This is a genomic window from Hyphomicrobium album, assembly GCF_009708035.1.
In the GTDB taxonomy this organism is placed as follows: domain Bacteria; phylum Pseudomonadota; class Alphaproteobacteria; order Rhizobiales; family Hyphomicrobiaceae; genus Hyphomicrobium_A; species Hyphomicrobium_A album.
In genome coordinates this window covers 170,283-183,254 of record NZ_WMBQ01000001.1, presented here as the reverse complement: position 1 = coordinate 183,254, position 12,972 = coordinate 170,283, and the positions used below count along the sequence as shown (strand labels likewise).

20 protein-coding genes and 2 tRNA genes are annotated in these 12,972 nt (G+C 64.7%); 14 read left to right on the top strand and 8 right to left on the bottom strand.

Annotation, left to right across the window (positions count from 1 at the left end):
* Positions 1 to 304: 304 nt before the first annotated feature.
* Positions 305 to 389: transfer RNA gene (locus GIW81_RS00730), tRNA-Tyr, on the bottom strand.
* Between the two features lie 148 nt (positions 390 to 537).
* On the opposite strand from GIW81_RS00730, the gene rlmB reads away from it, so the two are divergent.
* On the top strand, positions 538 to 1,374 hold the full coding sequence (gene rlmB, locus GIW81_RS00725; RefSeq protein WP_154737442.1) for a 23S rRNA (guanosine(2251)-2'-O)-methyltransferase RlmB: 837 nt from the start codon (positions 538 to 540) through the stop codon (positions 1,372 to 1,374).
* 61 nt (positions 1,375 to 1,435) lie between these two features.
* Here rlmB and GIW81_RS00720 read toward each other — a convergent pair whose 3' ends face one another.
* Both GIW81_RS00720 and GIW81_RS00715 read right to left on the bottom strand, forming a co-directional pair.
* Positions 1,436 to 1,768, bottom strand: coding sequence for a hypothetical protein (locus tag GIW81_RS00720; protein WP_154737441.1), 333 nt, complete (start codon positions 1,766 to 1,768; stop codon positions 1,436 to 1,438).
* Positions 1,769 to 1,921: 153 nt separating this feature from the next.
* Complete coding sequence (locus tag GIW81_RS00715; protein ID WP_154737440.1) at positions 1,922 to 2,290, bottom strand: hypothetical protein; 369 nt, start codon at positions 2,288 to 2,290, stop codon at positions 1,922 to 1,924.
* A gap of 146 nt (positions 2,291 to 2,436) precedes the next feature.
* On the opposite strand from GIW81_RS00715, the gene GIW81_RS00710 reads away from it, so the two are divergent.
* Positions 2,437 to 3,129 carry a hypothetical protein gene (locus GIW81_RS00710; RefSeq protein WP_154737439.1) on the top strand — a complete coding sequence of 231 codons (693 nt, stop codon included), beginning with the start codon at positions 2,437 to 2,439 and terminating at the stop codon, positions 3,127 to 3,129.
* A gap of 119 nt (positions 3,130 to 3,248) precedes the next feature.
* Positions 3,249 to 3,324, top strand: a tRNA-Thr gene (locus GIW81_RS00705).
* A 38-nt stretch (positions 3,325 to 3,362) separates the two neighbouring features.
* Here GIW81_RS00705 and GIW81_RS00700 read toward each other — a convergent pair.
* Together GIW81_RS00700 and GIW81_RS00695 are read right to left on the bottom strand one after the other, a co-directional pair.
* Positions 3,363 to 4,115 carry a hypothetical protein gene (locus GIW81_RS00700; protein WP_154737438.1) on the bottom strand — a complete coding sequence of 251 codons (753 nt, stop codon included), beginning with the start codon at positions 4,113 to 4,115 and terminating at the stop codon, positions 3,363 to 3,365.
* A gap of 81 nt (positions 4,116 to 4,196) precedes the next feature.
* A complete protein-coding gene (locus GIW81_RS00695) occupies positions 4,197 to 5,507 on the bottom strand; it encodes a hypothetical protein (RefSeq protein WP_154737437.1) in 1,311 nt (436 codons plus the stop codon).
* Between the two features lie 15 nt (positions 5,508 to 5,522).
* On the opposite strand from GIW81_RS00695, the gene GIW81_RS00690 reads away from it, so the two are divergent.
* Positions 5,523 to 5,831: a hypothetical protein gene (locus GIW81_RS00690; RefSeq protein ID WP_154737436.1), complete on the top strand. Its 309-nt coding sequence runs from the start codon at positions 5,523 to 5,525 to the stop codon at positions 5,829 to 5,831.
* A gap of 24 nt (positions 5,832 to 5,855) precedes the next feature.
* On the opposite strand, the gene GIW81_RS00685 is transcribed toward GIW81_RS00690, so the two are convergent.
* Positions 5,856 to 6,050 carry a hypothetical protein gene (locus GIW81_RS00685; RefSeq protein ID WP_154737435.1) on the bottom strand — a complete coding sequence of 65 codons (195 nt, stop codon included), beginning with the start codon at positions 6,048 to 6,050 and terminating at the stop codon, positions 5,856 to 5,858.
* Positions 6,051 to 6,356: 306 nt separating this feature from the next.
* Between GIW81_RS00685 and GIW81_RS00680 the strand changes: the two genes are divergently transcribed.
* The 3 genes from GIW81_RS00680 (at position 6,357) to GIW81_RS19170 (ending at position 8,277) form a co-directional block, all read left to right on the top strand.
* Complete coding sequence (locus GIW81_RS00680) at positions 6,357 to 7,052, top strand: protein kinase family protein (RefSeq protein ID WP_154737434.1); 696 nt, start codon at positions 6,357 to 6,359, stop codon at positions 7,050 to 7,052.
* The gene (locus tag GIW81_RS00675) at positions 7,033 to 8,058 is read left to right on the top strand and encodes a nucleoside-diphosphate kinase (protein WP_154737433.1); all 1,026 of its coding nucleotides are present in this window, start codon (positions 7,033 to 7,035) and stop codon (positions 8,056 to 8,058) included. Before GIW81_RS00680 ends, GIW81_RS00675 begins: the two co-directional genes overlap by 20 nt.
* Before the next feature lie 90 nt (positions 8,059 to 8,148).
* Positions 8,149 to 8,277, top strand: coding sequence for a hypothetical protein (locus GIW81_RS19170; RefSeq protein WP_267873806.1), 129 nt, complete (start codon positions 8,149 to 8,151; stop codon positions 8,275 to 8,277).
* A 16-nt stretch (positions 8,278 to 8,293) separates the two neighbouring features.
* On the opposite strand, the gene GIW81_RS00670 is transcribed toward GIW81_RS19170, so the two are convergent.
* Together GIW81_RS00670 and GIW81_RS00665 are read right to left on the bottom strand one after the other, a co-directional pair.
* Positions 8,294 to 8,914, bottom strand: coding sequence for a Pr6Pr family membrane protein (locus GIW81_RS00670; protein ID WP_154737432.1), 621 nt, complete (start codon positions 8,912 to 8,914; stop codon positions 8,294 to 8,296).
* Positions 8,915 to 8,984: 70 nt separating this feature from the next.
* On the bottom strand, positions 8,985 to 9,176 hold the full coding sequence (locus GIW81_RS00665; protein ID WP_154737431.1) for a hypothetical protein: 192 nt from the start codon (positions 9,174 to 9,176) through the stop codon (positions 8,985 to 8,987).
* A gap of 105 nt (positions 9,177 to 9,281) precedes the next feature.
* On the opposite strand from GIW81_RS00665, the gene GIW81_RS00660 reads away from it, so the two are divergent.
* The 7 genes from GIW81_RS00660 (at position 9,282) to GIW81_RS00630 (ending at position 12,967) form a co-directional block, all read left to right on the top strand.
* Complete coding sequence (locus GIW81_RS00660; protein ID WP_154737430.1) at positions 9,282 to 10,160, top strand: TIGR01459 family HAD-type hydrolase; 879 nt, start codon at positions 9,282 to 9,284, stop codon at positions 10,158 to 10,160.
* Between the two features lie 70 nt (positions 10,161 to 10,230).
* The gene (locus tag GIW81_RS00655) at positions 10,231 to 10,563 is read left to right on the top strand and encodes a hypothetical protein (RefSeq protein WP_154737429.1); all 333 of its coding nucleotides are present in this window, start codon (positions 10,231 to 10,233) and stop codon (positions 10,561 to 10,563) included.
* 246 nt (positions 10,564 to 10,809) lie between these two features.
* Positions 10,810 to 11,100 carry a hypothetical protein gene (locus GIW81_RS00650; RefSeq protein WP_154737428.1) on the top strand — a complete coding sequence of 97 codons (291 nt, stop codon included), beginning with the start codon at positions 10,810 to 10,812 and terminating at the stop codon, positions 11,098 to 11,100.
* Positions 11,101 to 11,247: 147 nt separating this feature from the next.
* A complete protein-coding gene (locus GIW81_RS00645; RefSeq protein ID WP_154737427.1) occupies positions 11,248 to 11,397 on the top strand; it encodes a hypothetical protein in 150 nt (49 codons plus the stop codon).
* A 114-nt stretch (positions 11,398 to 11,511) separates the two neighbouring features.
* The gene (locus GIW81_RS00640) at positions 11,512 to 11,940 is read left to right on the top strand and encodes a ketosteroid isomerase-related protein (RefSeq protein ID WP_154737426.1); all 429 of its coding nucleotides are present in this window, start codon (positions 11,512 to 11,514) and stop codon (positions 11,938 to 11,940) included.
* Positions 11,941 to 11,967: 27 nt separating this feature from the next.
* A complete protein-coding gene (gene panD / locus GIW81_RS00635) occupies positions 11,968 to 12,342 on the top strand; it encodes an aspartate 1-decarboxylase (RefSeq protein ID WP_154737425.1) in 375 nt (124 codons plus the stop codon).
* 22 nt (positions 12,343 to 12,364) lie between these two features.
* A complete protein-coding gene (locus tag GIW81_RS00630) occupies positions 12,365 to 12,967 on the top strand; it encodes a GNAT family N-acetyltransferase (protein WP_154737424.1) in 603 nt (200 codons plus the stop codon).
* Positions 12,968 to 12,972 lie beyond the last annotated feature (5 nt).

The window sequence follows — 12,972 nt, the reverse complement described above, 5'->3', positions numbered from 1 at the left end:
TCACACAATGCGATTGCTGCCGCCAAGGCTGGGCGCAAGACGCGTGGGAGTACAACCACCGTACCCGCGCAAAATCCCACGTCGGAGTACGCCGCGACATGGCCAAGCTCCCCGGCGTGAAACTCATCACTCAGCGCGAGGCACGCCGCAGAGCACCAGAACTCCTTCAGGAATGGGAGCCGGTCTAGTGGTGCGCGTCAATCTTGCGAAGACTCCAACGGAGCCCACCCCGCTCGGGTGAGCGTCTAGCGTAGTTTCTCGTCTTGTTCTCGGCGAATTACGCTAGGGCGCTCCGCTAAGTGATTGGTGGAGGGGGCTGGATTCGAACCAGCGTAGGCGAAGCCAACGGATTTACAGTCCGTCCCCTTTAGCCACTCGGGCACCCCTCCTCACCAGATGTCATTCTAGGGCGCTGACACCCCGAAATGAAATCGCCCCGCGCTAGGGGCGGCAGGGCGGACGCTTTATCCGCACCGGCCCCTTGGATGTCAAATGGAAAAGCGGCAGGATGCGCCCCCCTGATCCGACCCGGTTCCCATGCCAGCAAAACCCAATCGCCCCTACCGCGGCCAGCGTCCGCAGCAGCGCCGCGGCTTCGGCAATTCGCGCCCGGACTACCCCGGCAGCCGTGCGCCCGCCGATGACGGCCGCGTGCGGCTTTACGGCGTTCATGCGGTGGAGGCGGCGCTACGCAATCCTGGGCGCACCGTGCTGCGCCTGTTGATGACCGAGAACGCCGAGAACCGGCTCGCCGAAGCGGTCTCCGCACGGCAGACGGCGCCCGAGCGCGTGTCGCCGCGCGACCTCGACCGCATGCTCGGCGAGGACACCGTGCACCAGGGCGTCATGCTCGAAACCGAGCCGCTCGAGGAGCCCGACGTTGCGGCGCTTGCCGAGCGCGCCGACAGCGGCCCGCTGATCGTGCTCGACCAGGTCACCGATCCGCACAACGTCGGCGCCATCCTGCGCTCCGCTGCGGTGTTCGGCGCCGCCGGCCTCGTCATGACCCGCCGCCACAGCCCGCCGCTCGACGGCACGCTCGCCAAGTCGGCATCGGGGGCGCTGGAGCTCGTGCCGGTGGCGCTGGTGCAAAATCTGGCGCGCACCCTTGCCGAGTTGAAGGAGCACTTCTGCACCATCCTCGGTCTCGACGGCGATGCCGAGCACCTGATCGAGGAACAGCCGCTCACCGGACGCGTCGCGCTGCTGCTCGGCGCCGAGGGCAAGGGCCTGCGCGAGCTGACGCGGCAGAGCTGCGACCGCCTCGTGCGCATCTCAACGCGCGGCGCCATCGGCAGCCTCAACGTGTCGAACGCCGCCGCGATCGCCCTGCACCACGCCGCCTGGAAGCGCTCGCAAGCCGATCCGCGCTAGGCACAAACGAAAGGCGGCGCGTGAGATACGCGCCGCCTGTCGAATTCAGCAAACGTCTTGCTCAGTCGCAGATCAGCGGGCTGCGGCACACATAGTCGCCGCCGCGGCAGACCACGTCGCCATAGCGGTTCTCGAAGCAGCGGCGGTTCTCCCAGCCGCAACGGCGCGGAGCGCGATAGCAGGCCGGCTCCGGCCCGTAGTCGTCGTCGTAGTCATAGCCGCCGCGACCGCGGGCGCTGGCCGCCGCGCCGAGAATGCCCAACCCAATGATGCCCGCCGCAACGCCGGCGGCGATACCGCGGCCGCGCCCAGCTTGCGCCTCTTGCACGCTCGCGCTTGCCAAGCCCGCCGCCAGCACAAGCGCCATCAGCGGATGCAGGATCTTCTTGATCATGCAACGTCTCCCCAATCTTTGCCGCATAGAGGCGGCGTCACGCATCGCGAGAGAGGAACGCGGCGCGCGGCGCCGTGTTCCTCTCCCGATGCAAAGCCTCGCCACATGAACGTGGCCTGAACGCGGACGAAATAGGGGCGTCTTTACGGCGACTTACTTGATGTAGCGACCACCGCAGCAGCCGGGCGGCGGCATCGGATTGGCAACCGGATAGGCGGCGACAACCGGAGCATAGGCACGACGCCGCGGCGCCCACATACGACGCGCGTACTGGCCGTAGGGGCGGTAGTAGCGATCGTAGTAGCCGCGGTCCATGTACGGGTAGGCGCCCGGATAGGGAGCGAGCGTCGCCCAGTAATAGACGTTCGAATAGCGCGGGTAGTAGATGAAGTGGCTGACGGGCGCCGGCCCGCAGAAGGCTCCACGCGGCGCCCGGCACCATTGGGCTTCGGCGGGCGTGGAGGCAGCGAAGCCGATGGCGACGGCAACGCTGATGACCGACAACAAAGACTTGAGACGCATGCGCAATACCCTCGACTGGCAAGACTGACGCAACTGCGCTGACCATGTCAGGATATGGATAAGGAAGGCCTAACCGGCGCCCCGCGACGACGCATTGAACCCCACTCGCCGCCCATTTCCTCGCCCCGCACAGCTGAAAGCTGCCCATGACGATTCTGGATTTCGTCCTGCTCGAGGACGCCGCCTACCTCGTCGCCGATACGCAGGCGACGTCGGCCGACAGCCTGCAGCCCACCTGCTTCGTCACCAAGGTGTTCCCCATCCCCAACTGGCAGGGACTGATCTGCGGCACCGGCTCGCTGCCGTTTCTGCTGGCGTGGCTGACGAAGACCGCTGGCATCCTCACCTCCGGCTTCGACGAGCTCGACAAGATCGCGCCGCAACTGCTCCGCGATCTCTATCCCACCGAAGAAGAGCTGGGACCGGACGGCGCCCCGCTCACCAGCGCCATCTTTCATCTCGGCTTCAGCAGCGCCGAGGAGCGCTTCGTCGGCTACGCCTACCGTTCCGACACCGGCTTCGCGTCGGAGCGCCTCACCTACGGCCTCTCGGTGCAGCCTGGTCTCGGCCGCGCCCTCGACGAGCCCATCAGCACGTTGCCCGACGACCTGATCCGCATCGCCTGCGAGCAGAAACGGCAGGACGAGGCCAAGCCGATCCTGCAGCGCGTGGGGCTCGGCGGGAAGCTCATCTTCTACGTCATGGAGCTGGGCGCCGACATGAGCGGCGGCGGCCAGGTGGTGACCATCGCCTCCAGCATCTGCCACACCTTTGCCGACTATCCCGAAGCCTACGCTCGTGCCTGCGCGGAAGGTGGCGGCGGAGCGCCGCGCAACTAGCTCACGCCCATGCGTCGGAGGTTGCCGAAATCGCCACGCCGGCGGGCTCAAATAACCCCGCGAGTCCTGCGCCTTGGCGTACGTTCCCGCCCATTGTATAAGGCGCGCACCGCGCGCCGGCCGGCTTAGCTCAGTTGGTAGAGCACCTGATTTGTAATCAGGGGGTCGCAGGTTCAAATCCTGCAGCCGGCACCAATAAAGTGGGCTACATCGCCGCGCATTCGGCGACTGCCCTACGGCTGACTGACCATACACTCGTATCGTGTCGGGGGGGCTCCGTACATGTACAGGCACGGCTGCCCATCGCACAGATCGGGCTCGCATGAACTACGGGTGGGGTCCAATCTGGCCAGTTCCGATCCATAGTCGACAACCGCGTCTTCCAAGACCTGCTTAACCGCTTTCGCGAGCTCTTCGCGGGTGGCTTTACTTAGCTGAGGATCGATCTGCAGCTTCTGCGCATTCGCGAATTCAACTGTTAAGACCCCTCTTGCCCGGGCCTCATGCGTCCGACACCGTTCTTGAGCTTCCTGTTCAAACCGTGAGGGAGGTACGCGTTTGCTGGCAGCGATTGGGAGGTCAATGAGGAGGCATTTGCGATACTCGCCCAACACGCAGCTATCGCCTGCGCATACACTGACGGGCTGAGCTTTATAGAGCTCGACCGCGCCTGTTAGCGTATCGATCGACATTGCGCCCGCCAAGCCCTTGGCAAAATTCTTCTCTGCTGCCGGCAGCGACTTCACCACGGCATCGGACAGAGCGCGCCTCTCGGCTGCACATCCTTCATACAAAATATGTTGCAGTTGCTCTCGAAGATTATACCGCTTCACAAGAGTAAGCATATCGCCAAAGCATTTCACGAGCTGTGCTTGCTCGTTGCGAGCGAGCGATTGCAATCTCTCGAGATCAATGTCATCGGCGTTAGTCCCTTGCGCGCACAGTGCCGTAACTACGGTCGCGAGCCAGAGCGTTCGCTTAGTCATGGACAGGACCTCCCCGCAGCATAGCTTACCTTAAGGCGCGACTTATATCCGCCTGAGGGCTACAAGCCGCGCGTCATGGGCCTAAGCAGCCCAACCGCTGCGCGCTCTTCTCTCCTTGGCGGCTGTTCCTGGATCTACAGACGGTTCTTGTTCAAGAAAGCCTCTGTCGAGCGCAGTATGAATGTGCAAGTGCTCGGCGGCCGTGCCCGACCAGATGTTGCTGTTCGGAACGCCAAGCTTGAGCAGCGTGGTCGCTACCCGCCAATGGCCGTCAAAGTTGAGGCAGAAAACGCCCGTCTTCGATTGGCGCTCTGGAAGGCCAATGGTCTTTAGGTTGGCAGGATCGGCATGAAATCCGACCATGAATACGCGCTTTGCGTCCCGCACAGCCTTTCGAGCACCTTCACGGACAGCCGCCATCCCGGCCTCGTCATCCTCGCCAACGAGGCGTATGCGCGATGCACAGTCGATCAGGAAACGCCCAACGTCATGAACGCCCCCGGGCAATTCGTCAGGGCCTCCGTGCACGTGGTAGACGGGAATGATGTCTCGCCAATTGGCTCCGGCATGTCGCGAGGTATTCGCGAAGCGACTGTCGAGCGCACACTCAAGTGTACGATCATAGTTGAAGGTGATGATCTGCAGTCTGCTACGCTTAAGCGACTCAGCACTTTCCGCCCCGTCGCGGATTGCGTTTATCAGCTGATGATACCAGTTGCGCTGCGAGTCGTTTCCGAACAGGAACGCGCGATTGGCAAACGAACGCAGCGAATAGCAACCATCACGGTACTCGTACATCCTGAGGACGATGTGCCTGGCGAGCATTAGCTTCCCGACGAAGGCCAGCTCCGGGTTGTCCCGGATGAATTGATCCAGGCTGTCGTGAGTTTGCGCGGAGAGCTTGTCGCGTAGAACCAGGAGCTGCCGAGCAGGGCCGCACTCGAGCATTTCCTGTGGCAGGTGATCTCTGCTGAGGGCGCTGTTCAAGTAACTCGCCAATGCCACCATCGCGCCGTCGTGAAACATGCTTGCATTGTTGGCACCGGTCGGTGGAAGCCTGTTCTTCGCAATATACTTTTCGAAGTTGTTGAGCTCGGCGATGATGTGTTCATACAGCGGCCGTGCTAGCGGCAGGCCAAAGGGTGCGCTTCCGCCGGCTCCGACAATTAGTACCGTTTCGCTTTCGAACATTTTGCTCCTCGCGGGTATCTTGCAGCGAATCGAGCGCGAGGCGCTGATGCTCGTGGACGATCTTGACGGGTCAAGAGCAGCCCGAGAAATAGATGTGGAATGATAGTGCTCGCGGCGACGCAGCTCCTCACCCAGCGCCTTCAGCCCGCGCTTGATCTCGGCCAGATGGCCTTCGGCCCGGATTGCTAGCTTATTCACCACGCAGGGAACACCGACATGGCCGGCAGACGCTCCAAATCGGATCAGCAAGCGCCGCGGCCTCTGCTGGCATTCGATGCCCAGTTCGAGGCCGACGACTCGTTGCGCGTCTACCTGTGGGCCGAGCATCAGTCGCGCTCCAGAATCCGCTTTGAGATCGGCCCCGACGTGTTGAGCGAGGTGCTGGGTAGCGCCGACCCCGCGCACGACGATGACAACCTGGCACTCTGCCGGCGGGAGCGTCTGCGCATTGTTGCCGCTTGCAGCAACGCCCTTCGTCGTTCGGCGCTGAATGAAATCCGGCTGGAGCCGCGCGACTTCGAGTGACGCGAGGATTGGCCCGTCGGTGGACTAACCCGCAGCGGCGAGCGGCTCGAATTCCGTTGCACGCGGCGACGGCGCGATGCCGTGCGCGCGGATAAGCTCGATCAGGCGCAATTGCTCGAGCCGCAGTTTGATTTCCAGCGGCACCGGATGCAGCCGGCAGACGGAATGCAATTCCATTGCAAAGACCCGCATCAACGCGGGCGTGAAAGCTTGATCCATCGTGGCCCCGCAAATGCCGCTCACTTACTAAGTAAAATGACAGCGGAATCATAAGGTTCCGATTACCGGAAAATAAATGCCGGCTTGCCTGTCGAACTCGCCCGCGTAGATGGCGTGCTGCACTGCGATACGCGCGTTGCAGCGCAGTAAATCCGGCGCCGGACGAGCTGATGCGACTCCAACGGGGCCGCGCAGCCCGATTGTGCACCTCCCTTTTTGCGCAAGTCGCCGTTTCAAGCATTGCGATCGGCAAAAGCGGCGGCCAAGATGCGGGTACGTGGGGGTGGCCGCCAAACGGGAATCTCGATGGCTGTTTCCTGGACGCTTGAGAAAGAACTGTGCGGGCTCGTGAACGCCCGGTCCACTGGCGAAGCTCTTTGCCGCCTCGGTCTCTCCGAAGACCCGGACAGCGCCTGCCGCTTGAAGGAAACCCACGGCTGGCGCCGCGGCGGTGGCGAGACCTACCTCTACCGGTTCAAAGTCATCAGCGCGGGATGCTCGCACGACGTGGTGCTGAAGGCCGTCACCGCGTTTTCCACCTCGCGCACCTTGAACCAGCTCGCCAACGAATGGGTCGAGCGCCGCCAGCTGCTCGAGGACGAAGGCGTGCGCACGCCGACGCTCTACTTCGCCGGCCGCGCCCTGCTGGTCGAGGAGTACGTGGGCGAAAAGCTTGCGACATGGTTGCAGCGGAACCCCGGCAGCGGCCGGCAATTGATCGATCAGGTGTTTCGTTTGGCGGCGGTGATGGACAGGCACGGATTCGAGCCGATCTGCGTCTTCAACGGGCTGCGCACGGACGGCGAAAACGTGTATGTCGTCGACTTCGGACAGGATCTCGGACCGCCCGGGGTCAAGCGGCGTCGCGGCAGGGGCCAGTTGCAGGAGGCCAAACGTTGGCTGGCGAGCGTGGGCAACTGCCCTATCGATAAGCGCCGGGCGGAGGCGGTGTACGCGTTTCACTTAGAGGGCAACGCTTGCGATGAGCAAAGATCGTCTTAAGCGCGATATCATCAGGGCCGTAACGGAGCTCAGCACCAGCAAACAGGCAGCCAACCAGTGGATCGTCCCGCTCGGCGAGCGTGAGCCGGACAAGCGCAATCACTTCGTGCTGTTCATGAAGCCCGAGCTGCTCGCGATCCGCGACGGCGCGAAGCTCAGTCCCATCCTCGACCTGATCGGTGCGGCGCTGCGCAAGTACGGCGTGGAGACCGGCGCGGTGCGGGCGGTGAACGGCCCCTATCTCGCGCGCCACAAGATCATGGAAGAGCACTACGGCGTCATCAACCGCGCCTCGCGGCTCGGCCGCGCGGCACTCTCGACGCCGACCTTGCAGAAGCTCGAAGCCGAGACGCCGGGCATCAAGAGCATTCTCGGCGCCCACCAGTTCCTTGACCACTATCCGGACGTCTCAGCCTTTGCGCTCGACGTCATCGTCAACACGGTCGGCTCGAAGAAGATCGCGAGCGGCAAGTACTACAGCGTGCTCAACGTGCAGGGCGAGCGCGTCGTCGTGCTCAACGCCTTCCACCCGCAGCAGCTCCTCCACTACACCCAGCCCGGCCAACAGATCGTCGCCTTCGAGTGCTGGTCGGACACCGACTGGGAGGTGCTGCGCACGAACATGACGGGCGCCACCGACCCCTCGCGCGCCGTGGAAGGCTCGATCCGCCGCACGCTGCGCGAGCGGTGTCGCGAGCTCGGCCTGCACGAGGTCACCACCGCGACCAACGGCGTACACTGCTCGGCCGGGCCGTTCGAGGCGATGCTGGAGTTCTGCCGCTTCTTTTCCAATCACGGCGGAAAGACGCTCCTGCGCGCCAGCGACACGCCGTTCGGACAGATGCTGCAGGAGCGGGGTCTCAAGGCGAAGGACATCGCGGCACTCGCCAAGAACCCGCTGCTCGGCGAAGGCTCTGCGGCGGCCTACGTGTTCAACCAGACGGAAGAGAAGAACTCGGATCTGGCCGCCGACCTGCTCGCCGCGGCGCTGCGCCGGGCCGCGTAAGCCGGCCGCGGCTTGCCGCCGGGGCGGCGATATGGCACTCGAATAGGGCGTGATCGAACGAAATGTTTTCGCCCGTCAGGGAGGGCATTCATGGACGCCAAGACCCTTGTCATCGCCGTGCTGGCCATTGCGGTCGCCGTGCTCGGCTACCTCTATTACGAGAACTCTCGCCACGGCATCACCATCGACACTCCGGCGGTTAAGATCGAGGCGAAGTAGTCCGCTCGCCGACCCGTCAGTCCGGACCGAGGCGCCGCCCGATGGCGACGAGCGCCACCTCCAGCGCCAGAAAGATCGCGATCAGCCCGGCGACGTTGAGCAGCGTGTGCGGATAGCCGAGCTCGCTCACGTCGAGAAACGGGTACGGGTACCAGCCGGTCGCGGCGCCGTGCACCAGCGTCCAGGCGACGTAAGCGAGCGGAAAGCCCAGCGCGGCGAAGCCGACGCGCCAATCCACATTGCGCTTCGGCACGAAGAGGGCCCAATCGATCACGAACAGCGGCGGCGTCACGTAGTGCAGCGTCTGCTCGAGCATGAGCGAGAAGCCCTGCCGCTGGCTCAAGTCGCGCAAGAGCAGAAAATAGACCGTCCCGACCATGATGATGTAGCCGGCGACGACCGTGCGCACCGACGGCCGCGACAGGTATTCGCCGAGCCATGAGCGCGGGGCGACGAGCGGCACGAGCAGGGCCGCGGCGGCGAGGATGTTGGTCAGGATCGTGAAGAAGCTGAAGAACTTCAGCGACGATGCGCCCACCGCGGCGAGCGAGTCTCCGTGCACGGTCAGGGCGTATTGCAGCCCGACGCAGAGCGCGGTGAACACGCCGGCGATCGCTCGGTAGATTGTGCTCGTCATGCGCGCTGTGCCCCCGCTGCCCGGGGCGACTATACGTTAGTTCGCCGGGGCGGCGAGGCGGCGCCTGCGCTCAGATGCCTTCCGGGTTGTGCGCGTCCCGCTCGCGCTCGAGGATCCGGCCGTCGACGCGCTCATTGCCGCGCTCCGGCTCGGCGCGCTCCTCCGCGGTCACCGTGCCTTCGTTGCGCTTGCGCTTGGGTGCCCCCTCGCCCTTCGTCTCACGGGCGACCGGGCTCTTGGGCGGGTCTTTGGGCTCGGCCATGGCAGTCTCCTGGGGCTGTCGCTTGGCTTCCGAGGTGCAAGAACGTATGGAGACGCCTCTCGGTTCACCCGTCCCCCCATTGTTCACCCCTGCCCCATTGATCGCATGAGCCGCCGGCATACCCATCCCCCGATCATCGCCCACGTTGCGCCGCTGCTGGCGGACTACGACGTCATGTTCTGCGACGTGTGGGGCGTGCTGCACGACGGCCATCGCGCCTTCGACAGCGCCTGCGATGCGCTGCTGCGCTTCAAGGCGGCCGGCGGGACGGTCGTGCTCGTCTCCAACGCGCCAGTGCCGGAAGAAGGCGTCGCCGCGATGCTCGACAGCCGCGGCGTGCCGCGCGCGGCCTATGACGCCATCGTCGCCTCCGGCGACATCGCGCTGCGCCACGTCGCCGACAAGGGCTACCAGGCCGTCTACTGCATCGGCCCCGCCGACCGCGACAGCCTGACCTTCAAGCGGCTCACCGCCGCGCGCGCCGACCTCGACGCGGCCGACGCCATCCTGTGCACCGGCCTCAACGACGATCGCAGCGAAACGGCCGAGACCTACCGGCCGCTTTTGCAGCAGGCGCGGGCGCGCAACCTGCCGTTCGTCTGCGCCAATCCCGACCTGGTCGTCGACGTCGGCGGCCACCAATACCTGTGCGCCGGCGCCATTGCCGACCTCTACGAGCGGATGGACGGGGAGGTCTTTTGGGCGGGCAAGCCGCACGCCAATGCCTACGCGACGGCCCGCGCGACCGCCGAAAGGCTGCGCGGCCAGCCGGTGCCGCTCGAGCGGATCATCGCCATCGGCGACAGCGTGCGTACCGACATGAAGGGCGCCCAAGCCTTCGGAATCCCAGCCATTTTTGTGGCAAGTGGCATTCATCGCGACGAAACAATGTCCGCCGGCTCCCTGCGCGCCGGAGTTTTGGAACGCCTGTTCGCACCGCCCGCCCCCGTCCCGCTGGCGGTGATGGAACGGCTCGCCTGGTAGCCGCGGCGCCGTTGCCCCGGCAACAAGCCGGGATTACACTCCGCATGCAGTCATTCTGGGGGGAACGATCATGCGCTGCGCTCGGGTTGCCATCATCGCCATTTCGACGCTGTCCGTGTCGGCCGGCGCGTTCGCCGACGACACCGGTTTTGCCTACTCGCACGACCTGCGTAAGGAAGGCGGGCGCCTGTGCATGTCGGATCACTACCACTCGGGGTCCGGCTCGGGGCGCAGCAAAGCTGCGGCGCAGGCATCGGCCGCGCGGTCGTGGGCCGACTTCACCAACTTCGAGTACGGCAGCGCTTGGGCCCGCTGGTCGGTCGCCCGCAGCAAGTCGGTCCGCTACACGAAGGACGCGAGCGGCTGGAGCGCCGACGTCGACGCGCGGCCCTGCCGCGGCTGAGCTCGTATCGACCACGCTAAACGCGCCGGATTGCTTGCCAAATTCTTGCGCGTTTACCGGTCGGTTACCTTAACGGTCCATCCTCTGGGCAGACGACCCGCCCCCTAGTGTCGTCGCCCAAACCGTCCAACCTTGTCTCGCTCGCAGGCCAGATCGGTCCCGTCTCCGCGGGAACAGTCACGCGTGCGCCGAGTTGGCCCTACGAGTGGCAAGGTAACGAGGACCTCGTAGAGGATCGAAATCGTAATGTTCAAGTTGCACGCGTACCGGGCTGCGTTCATCGCCGCAGTCGCACTCATAGCGGCAGTCGCCGCCATTCCGCGCGCAGAGGCGGTCAGCCCGCAGGTTCGCAATGCCTGCGCCAACGACTACCTCTCCAATTGCAGCGCCTACAAACCCGAGAGCGCCGAGACGCGCAAATGCATGCGCGCCGTCGGTCACCGCCTGTCGAAGGGCTGCATCAACGCCCTCGTCGCCGCCGGCGAAGTTTCCAAAGGCGAGGTTGGCCGCCGCTCCGCCAGCGCCGCTCGCCGCTGAGCCACCGAGTTTCAATGCAGGGCCGCGCGCCGATAGGGTGCGCGGCCTTTCCCTTGCCCGCGAGATTAACCACTCAGTAAAGCGACTCACCTTTCACTGGTCGGTGGCAAGCGTACGCGCAGAACCCATCAGCCCTGCGAGGGCACAATGACCAGACTGCTCTACGACCTAGAAGATTATCTGGAGGACGCTTCGCACGCCCAGCGCCTCCCCTCCTGGATGCGCCGCATCGCGCGCTCCATCGGCCGCACCATCGGCGAGACTGGCGATCTCCTGCTCTGGCGCCGCAGCTTCTGATCGGCCGGCGCACGGCTTTCGACGGCCAGCGCCCTATGTCGCTGTCCCGGGCGGTAGCACTCCCCCCGGCGACCTGCTAAGGAGCGCTCCGAAAACACAGCCGTTGGAGCCACCATGAGCGACGCCGAAAGTCAGGCGCGGAGCGAAACCGCCGCCCTCATCCGCCGGTACTACGAGGCCTTCAATGCCGGCAACAGCGAAGGCATGATCGCCTGCCTCACCGACGACGTGATCCACGACGTGAACCAGGGCGAGCGGCGGCAGGGCCTCGACAAGTTCAAGGCGTTCAACGCCCGCATGGACCACCACTACAAAGAGAAGCTCGAGAACGTCGTGGTCATGGTGAGCAAGGACGGCGCCCGCGCCTCGGCCGAGTTCAACGTGCACGGCGTCTACAAGGCCACCGACAGCGGGCTTCCCGATGCCAAGGGCCAGACCTATGTTCTGCCCGCCGGCACGTTCTTCGCCATCCGCGACGGCAAGATCGCCCGCGTCACCACCTATTACAACCTGACCGACTGGATCGCGCAGGTTTCCGGCTGAGCCGGATGGCATAGGGTTCAAAGCGCAATGCTCGTCACCATGCTGAGGTGCAAGCTGCACCGGGCCACCGTCACCGAATGCGACCTGCATTATCAAGGCTCGCTGAAGATCGATGCCGACCTCATCCGCGCCGCCGGCTTTCTGCCGAACGAGCACATCGAGGTCTATAACATCGACAACGGCGAGCGCTTTACGACGTACGTGATCGAGGGGCGCGCCGGCAGCGGCGTCATCGGGCTCAACGGTGCGGCCGCACGCAAAGCGTGCCTCGGCGACCGCATCATCATCTGCTCGTACGCGGCGGTCGACCTCGAAGAGGCCAAGACGCACAAGCCGAAGATCGTCGTTCTCGGCGCCTCCAACAAGATCGAGCGGATCACCGACCGGCCGACGGTCGAGTAACGCAGCCTTTCGAGGATTGCCCATGGCGCTGGAAGTGACGTCGCTCACCGGCGAGGAGATCAATACGGTGCTGCCGGCGCTGGCGCGGTTGCGCATCGTGGTGTTCCACGACTGGCCGTACCTCTACGACGGCAGCCTCGAATACGAGGAGAAGTATCTCGCCAAGCTCGCGGCGGCGCCGGGCGCCGTGTGCATCATCGCCAGGGACGGCGAGGAGATCGTCGGCGCCTCCACCGCCGCGCCGATGATCGAGCACGCCGACGAGTTCGCCGAGCCGTTCGAGAAGGCCGGCTTCGACCTCGACCAGATCTTCTACTGCGGTGAGTCCGTGCTGCTCAAATCGCACCGCGGGCACGGGCTCGGCCATGCCTTCTTCGACGGGCGCGAGGCGCATGCCAGGAAGCTCGGCGGCTTCACGCATTCAACGTTCTGCCGCGTCGTCCGCCCCGATGACCACCCGCTGAAGCCGGCCGATTACGTGCCCCTCGACGGGTTCTGGAAAAAGCGCGGCTACGCGCCGGTCGACGGCCTCGTCGCGACCTACGACTGGAAGGACATCGACCAACCGGACGAGACCAGCCACGCCATGCAGTTCTGGATGAAGCCACTGAGCATCCCTACCTAAGCGCC

Bases quoted from the DNA above. Each gene is read 5' to 3' on its own strand.
- rlmB (WP_154737442.1), top strand. From the start codon at position 538: ATGCCAGCAAAACCCAATCGCCCCTACCGCGGCCAGCGTCCGCAGCAG.
- GIW81_RS00720 (WP_154737441.1), bottom strand. From the start codon at position 1,768: ATGATCAAGAAGATCCTGCATCCGCTGATGGCGCTTGTGCTGGCGGCG.
- GIW81_RS00715 (WP_154737440.1), bottom strand. From the start codon at position 2,290: ATGCGTCTCAAGTCTTTGTTGTCGGTCATCAGCGTTGCCGTCGCCATC.
- GIW81_RS00710 (WP_154737439.1), top strand. From the start codon at position 2,437: ATGACGATTCTGGATTTCGTCCTGCTCGAGGACGCCGCCTACCTCGTC.
- GIW81_RS00700 (WP_154737438.1), bottom strand. From the start codon at position 4,115: ATGACTAAGCGAACGCTCTGGCTCGCGACCGTAGTTACGGCACTGTGC.
- GIW81_RS00690 (WP_154737436.1), top strand. From the start codon at position 5,523: ATGGCCGGCAGACGCTCCAAATCGGATCAGCAAGCGCCGCGGCCTCTG.
- GIW81_RS00685 (WP_154737435.1), bottom strand. From the start codon at position 6,050: ATGGATCAAGCTTTCACGCCCGCGTTGATGCGGGTCTTTGCAATGGAA.
- GIW81_RS00680 (WP_154737434.1), top strand. From the start codon at position 6,357: ATGGCTGTTTCCTGGACGCTTGAGAAAGAACTGTGCGGGCTCGTGAAC.
- GIW81_RS00675 (WP_154737433.1), top strand. From the start codon at position 7,033: ATGAGCAAAGATCGTCTTAAGCGCGATATCATCAGGGCCGTAACGGAG.
- GIW81_RS19170 (WP_267873806.1), top strand. From the start codon at position 8,149: ATGGACGCCAAGACCCTTGTCATCGCCGTGCTGGCCATTGCGGTCGCC.
- GIW81_RS00670 (WP_154737432.1), bottom strand. From the start codon at position 8,914: ATGACGAGCACAATCTACCGAGCGATCGCCGGCGTGTTCACCGCGCTC.
- GIW81_RS00665 (WP_154737431.1), bottom strand. From the start codon at position 9,176: ATGGCCGAGCCCAAAGACCCGCCCAAGAGCCCGGTCGCCCGTGAGACG.
- GIW81_RS00660 (WP_154737430.1), top strand. From the start codon at position 9,282: ATGAGCCGCCGGCATACCCATCCCCCGATCATCGCCCACGTTGCGCCG.
- GIW81_RS00655 (WP_154737429.1), top strand. From the start codon at position 10,231: ATGCGCTGCGCTCGGGTTGCCATCATCGCCATTTCGACGCTGTCCGTG.
- GIW81_RS00650 (WP_154737428.1), top strand. From the start codon at position 10,810: ATGTTCAAGTTGCACGCGTACCGGGCTGCGTTCATCGCCGCAGTCGCA.
- GIW81_RS00645 (WP_154737427.1), top strand. From the start codon at position 11,248: ATGACCAGACTGCTCTACGACCTAGAAGATTATCTGGAGGACGCTTCG.
- GIW81_RS00640 (WP_154737426.1), top strand. From the start codon at position 11,512: ATGAGCGACGCCGAAAGTCAGGCGCGGAGCGAAACCGCCGCCCTCATC.
- panD (WP_154737425.1), top strand. From the start codon at position 11,968: ATGCTCGTCACCATGCTGAGGTGCAAGCTGCACCGGGCCACCGTCACC.
- GIW81_RS00630 (WP_154737424.1), top strand. From the start codon at position 12,365: ATGGCGCTGGAAGTGACGTCGCTCACCGGCGAGGAGATCAATACGGTG.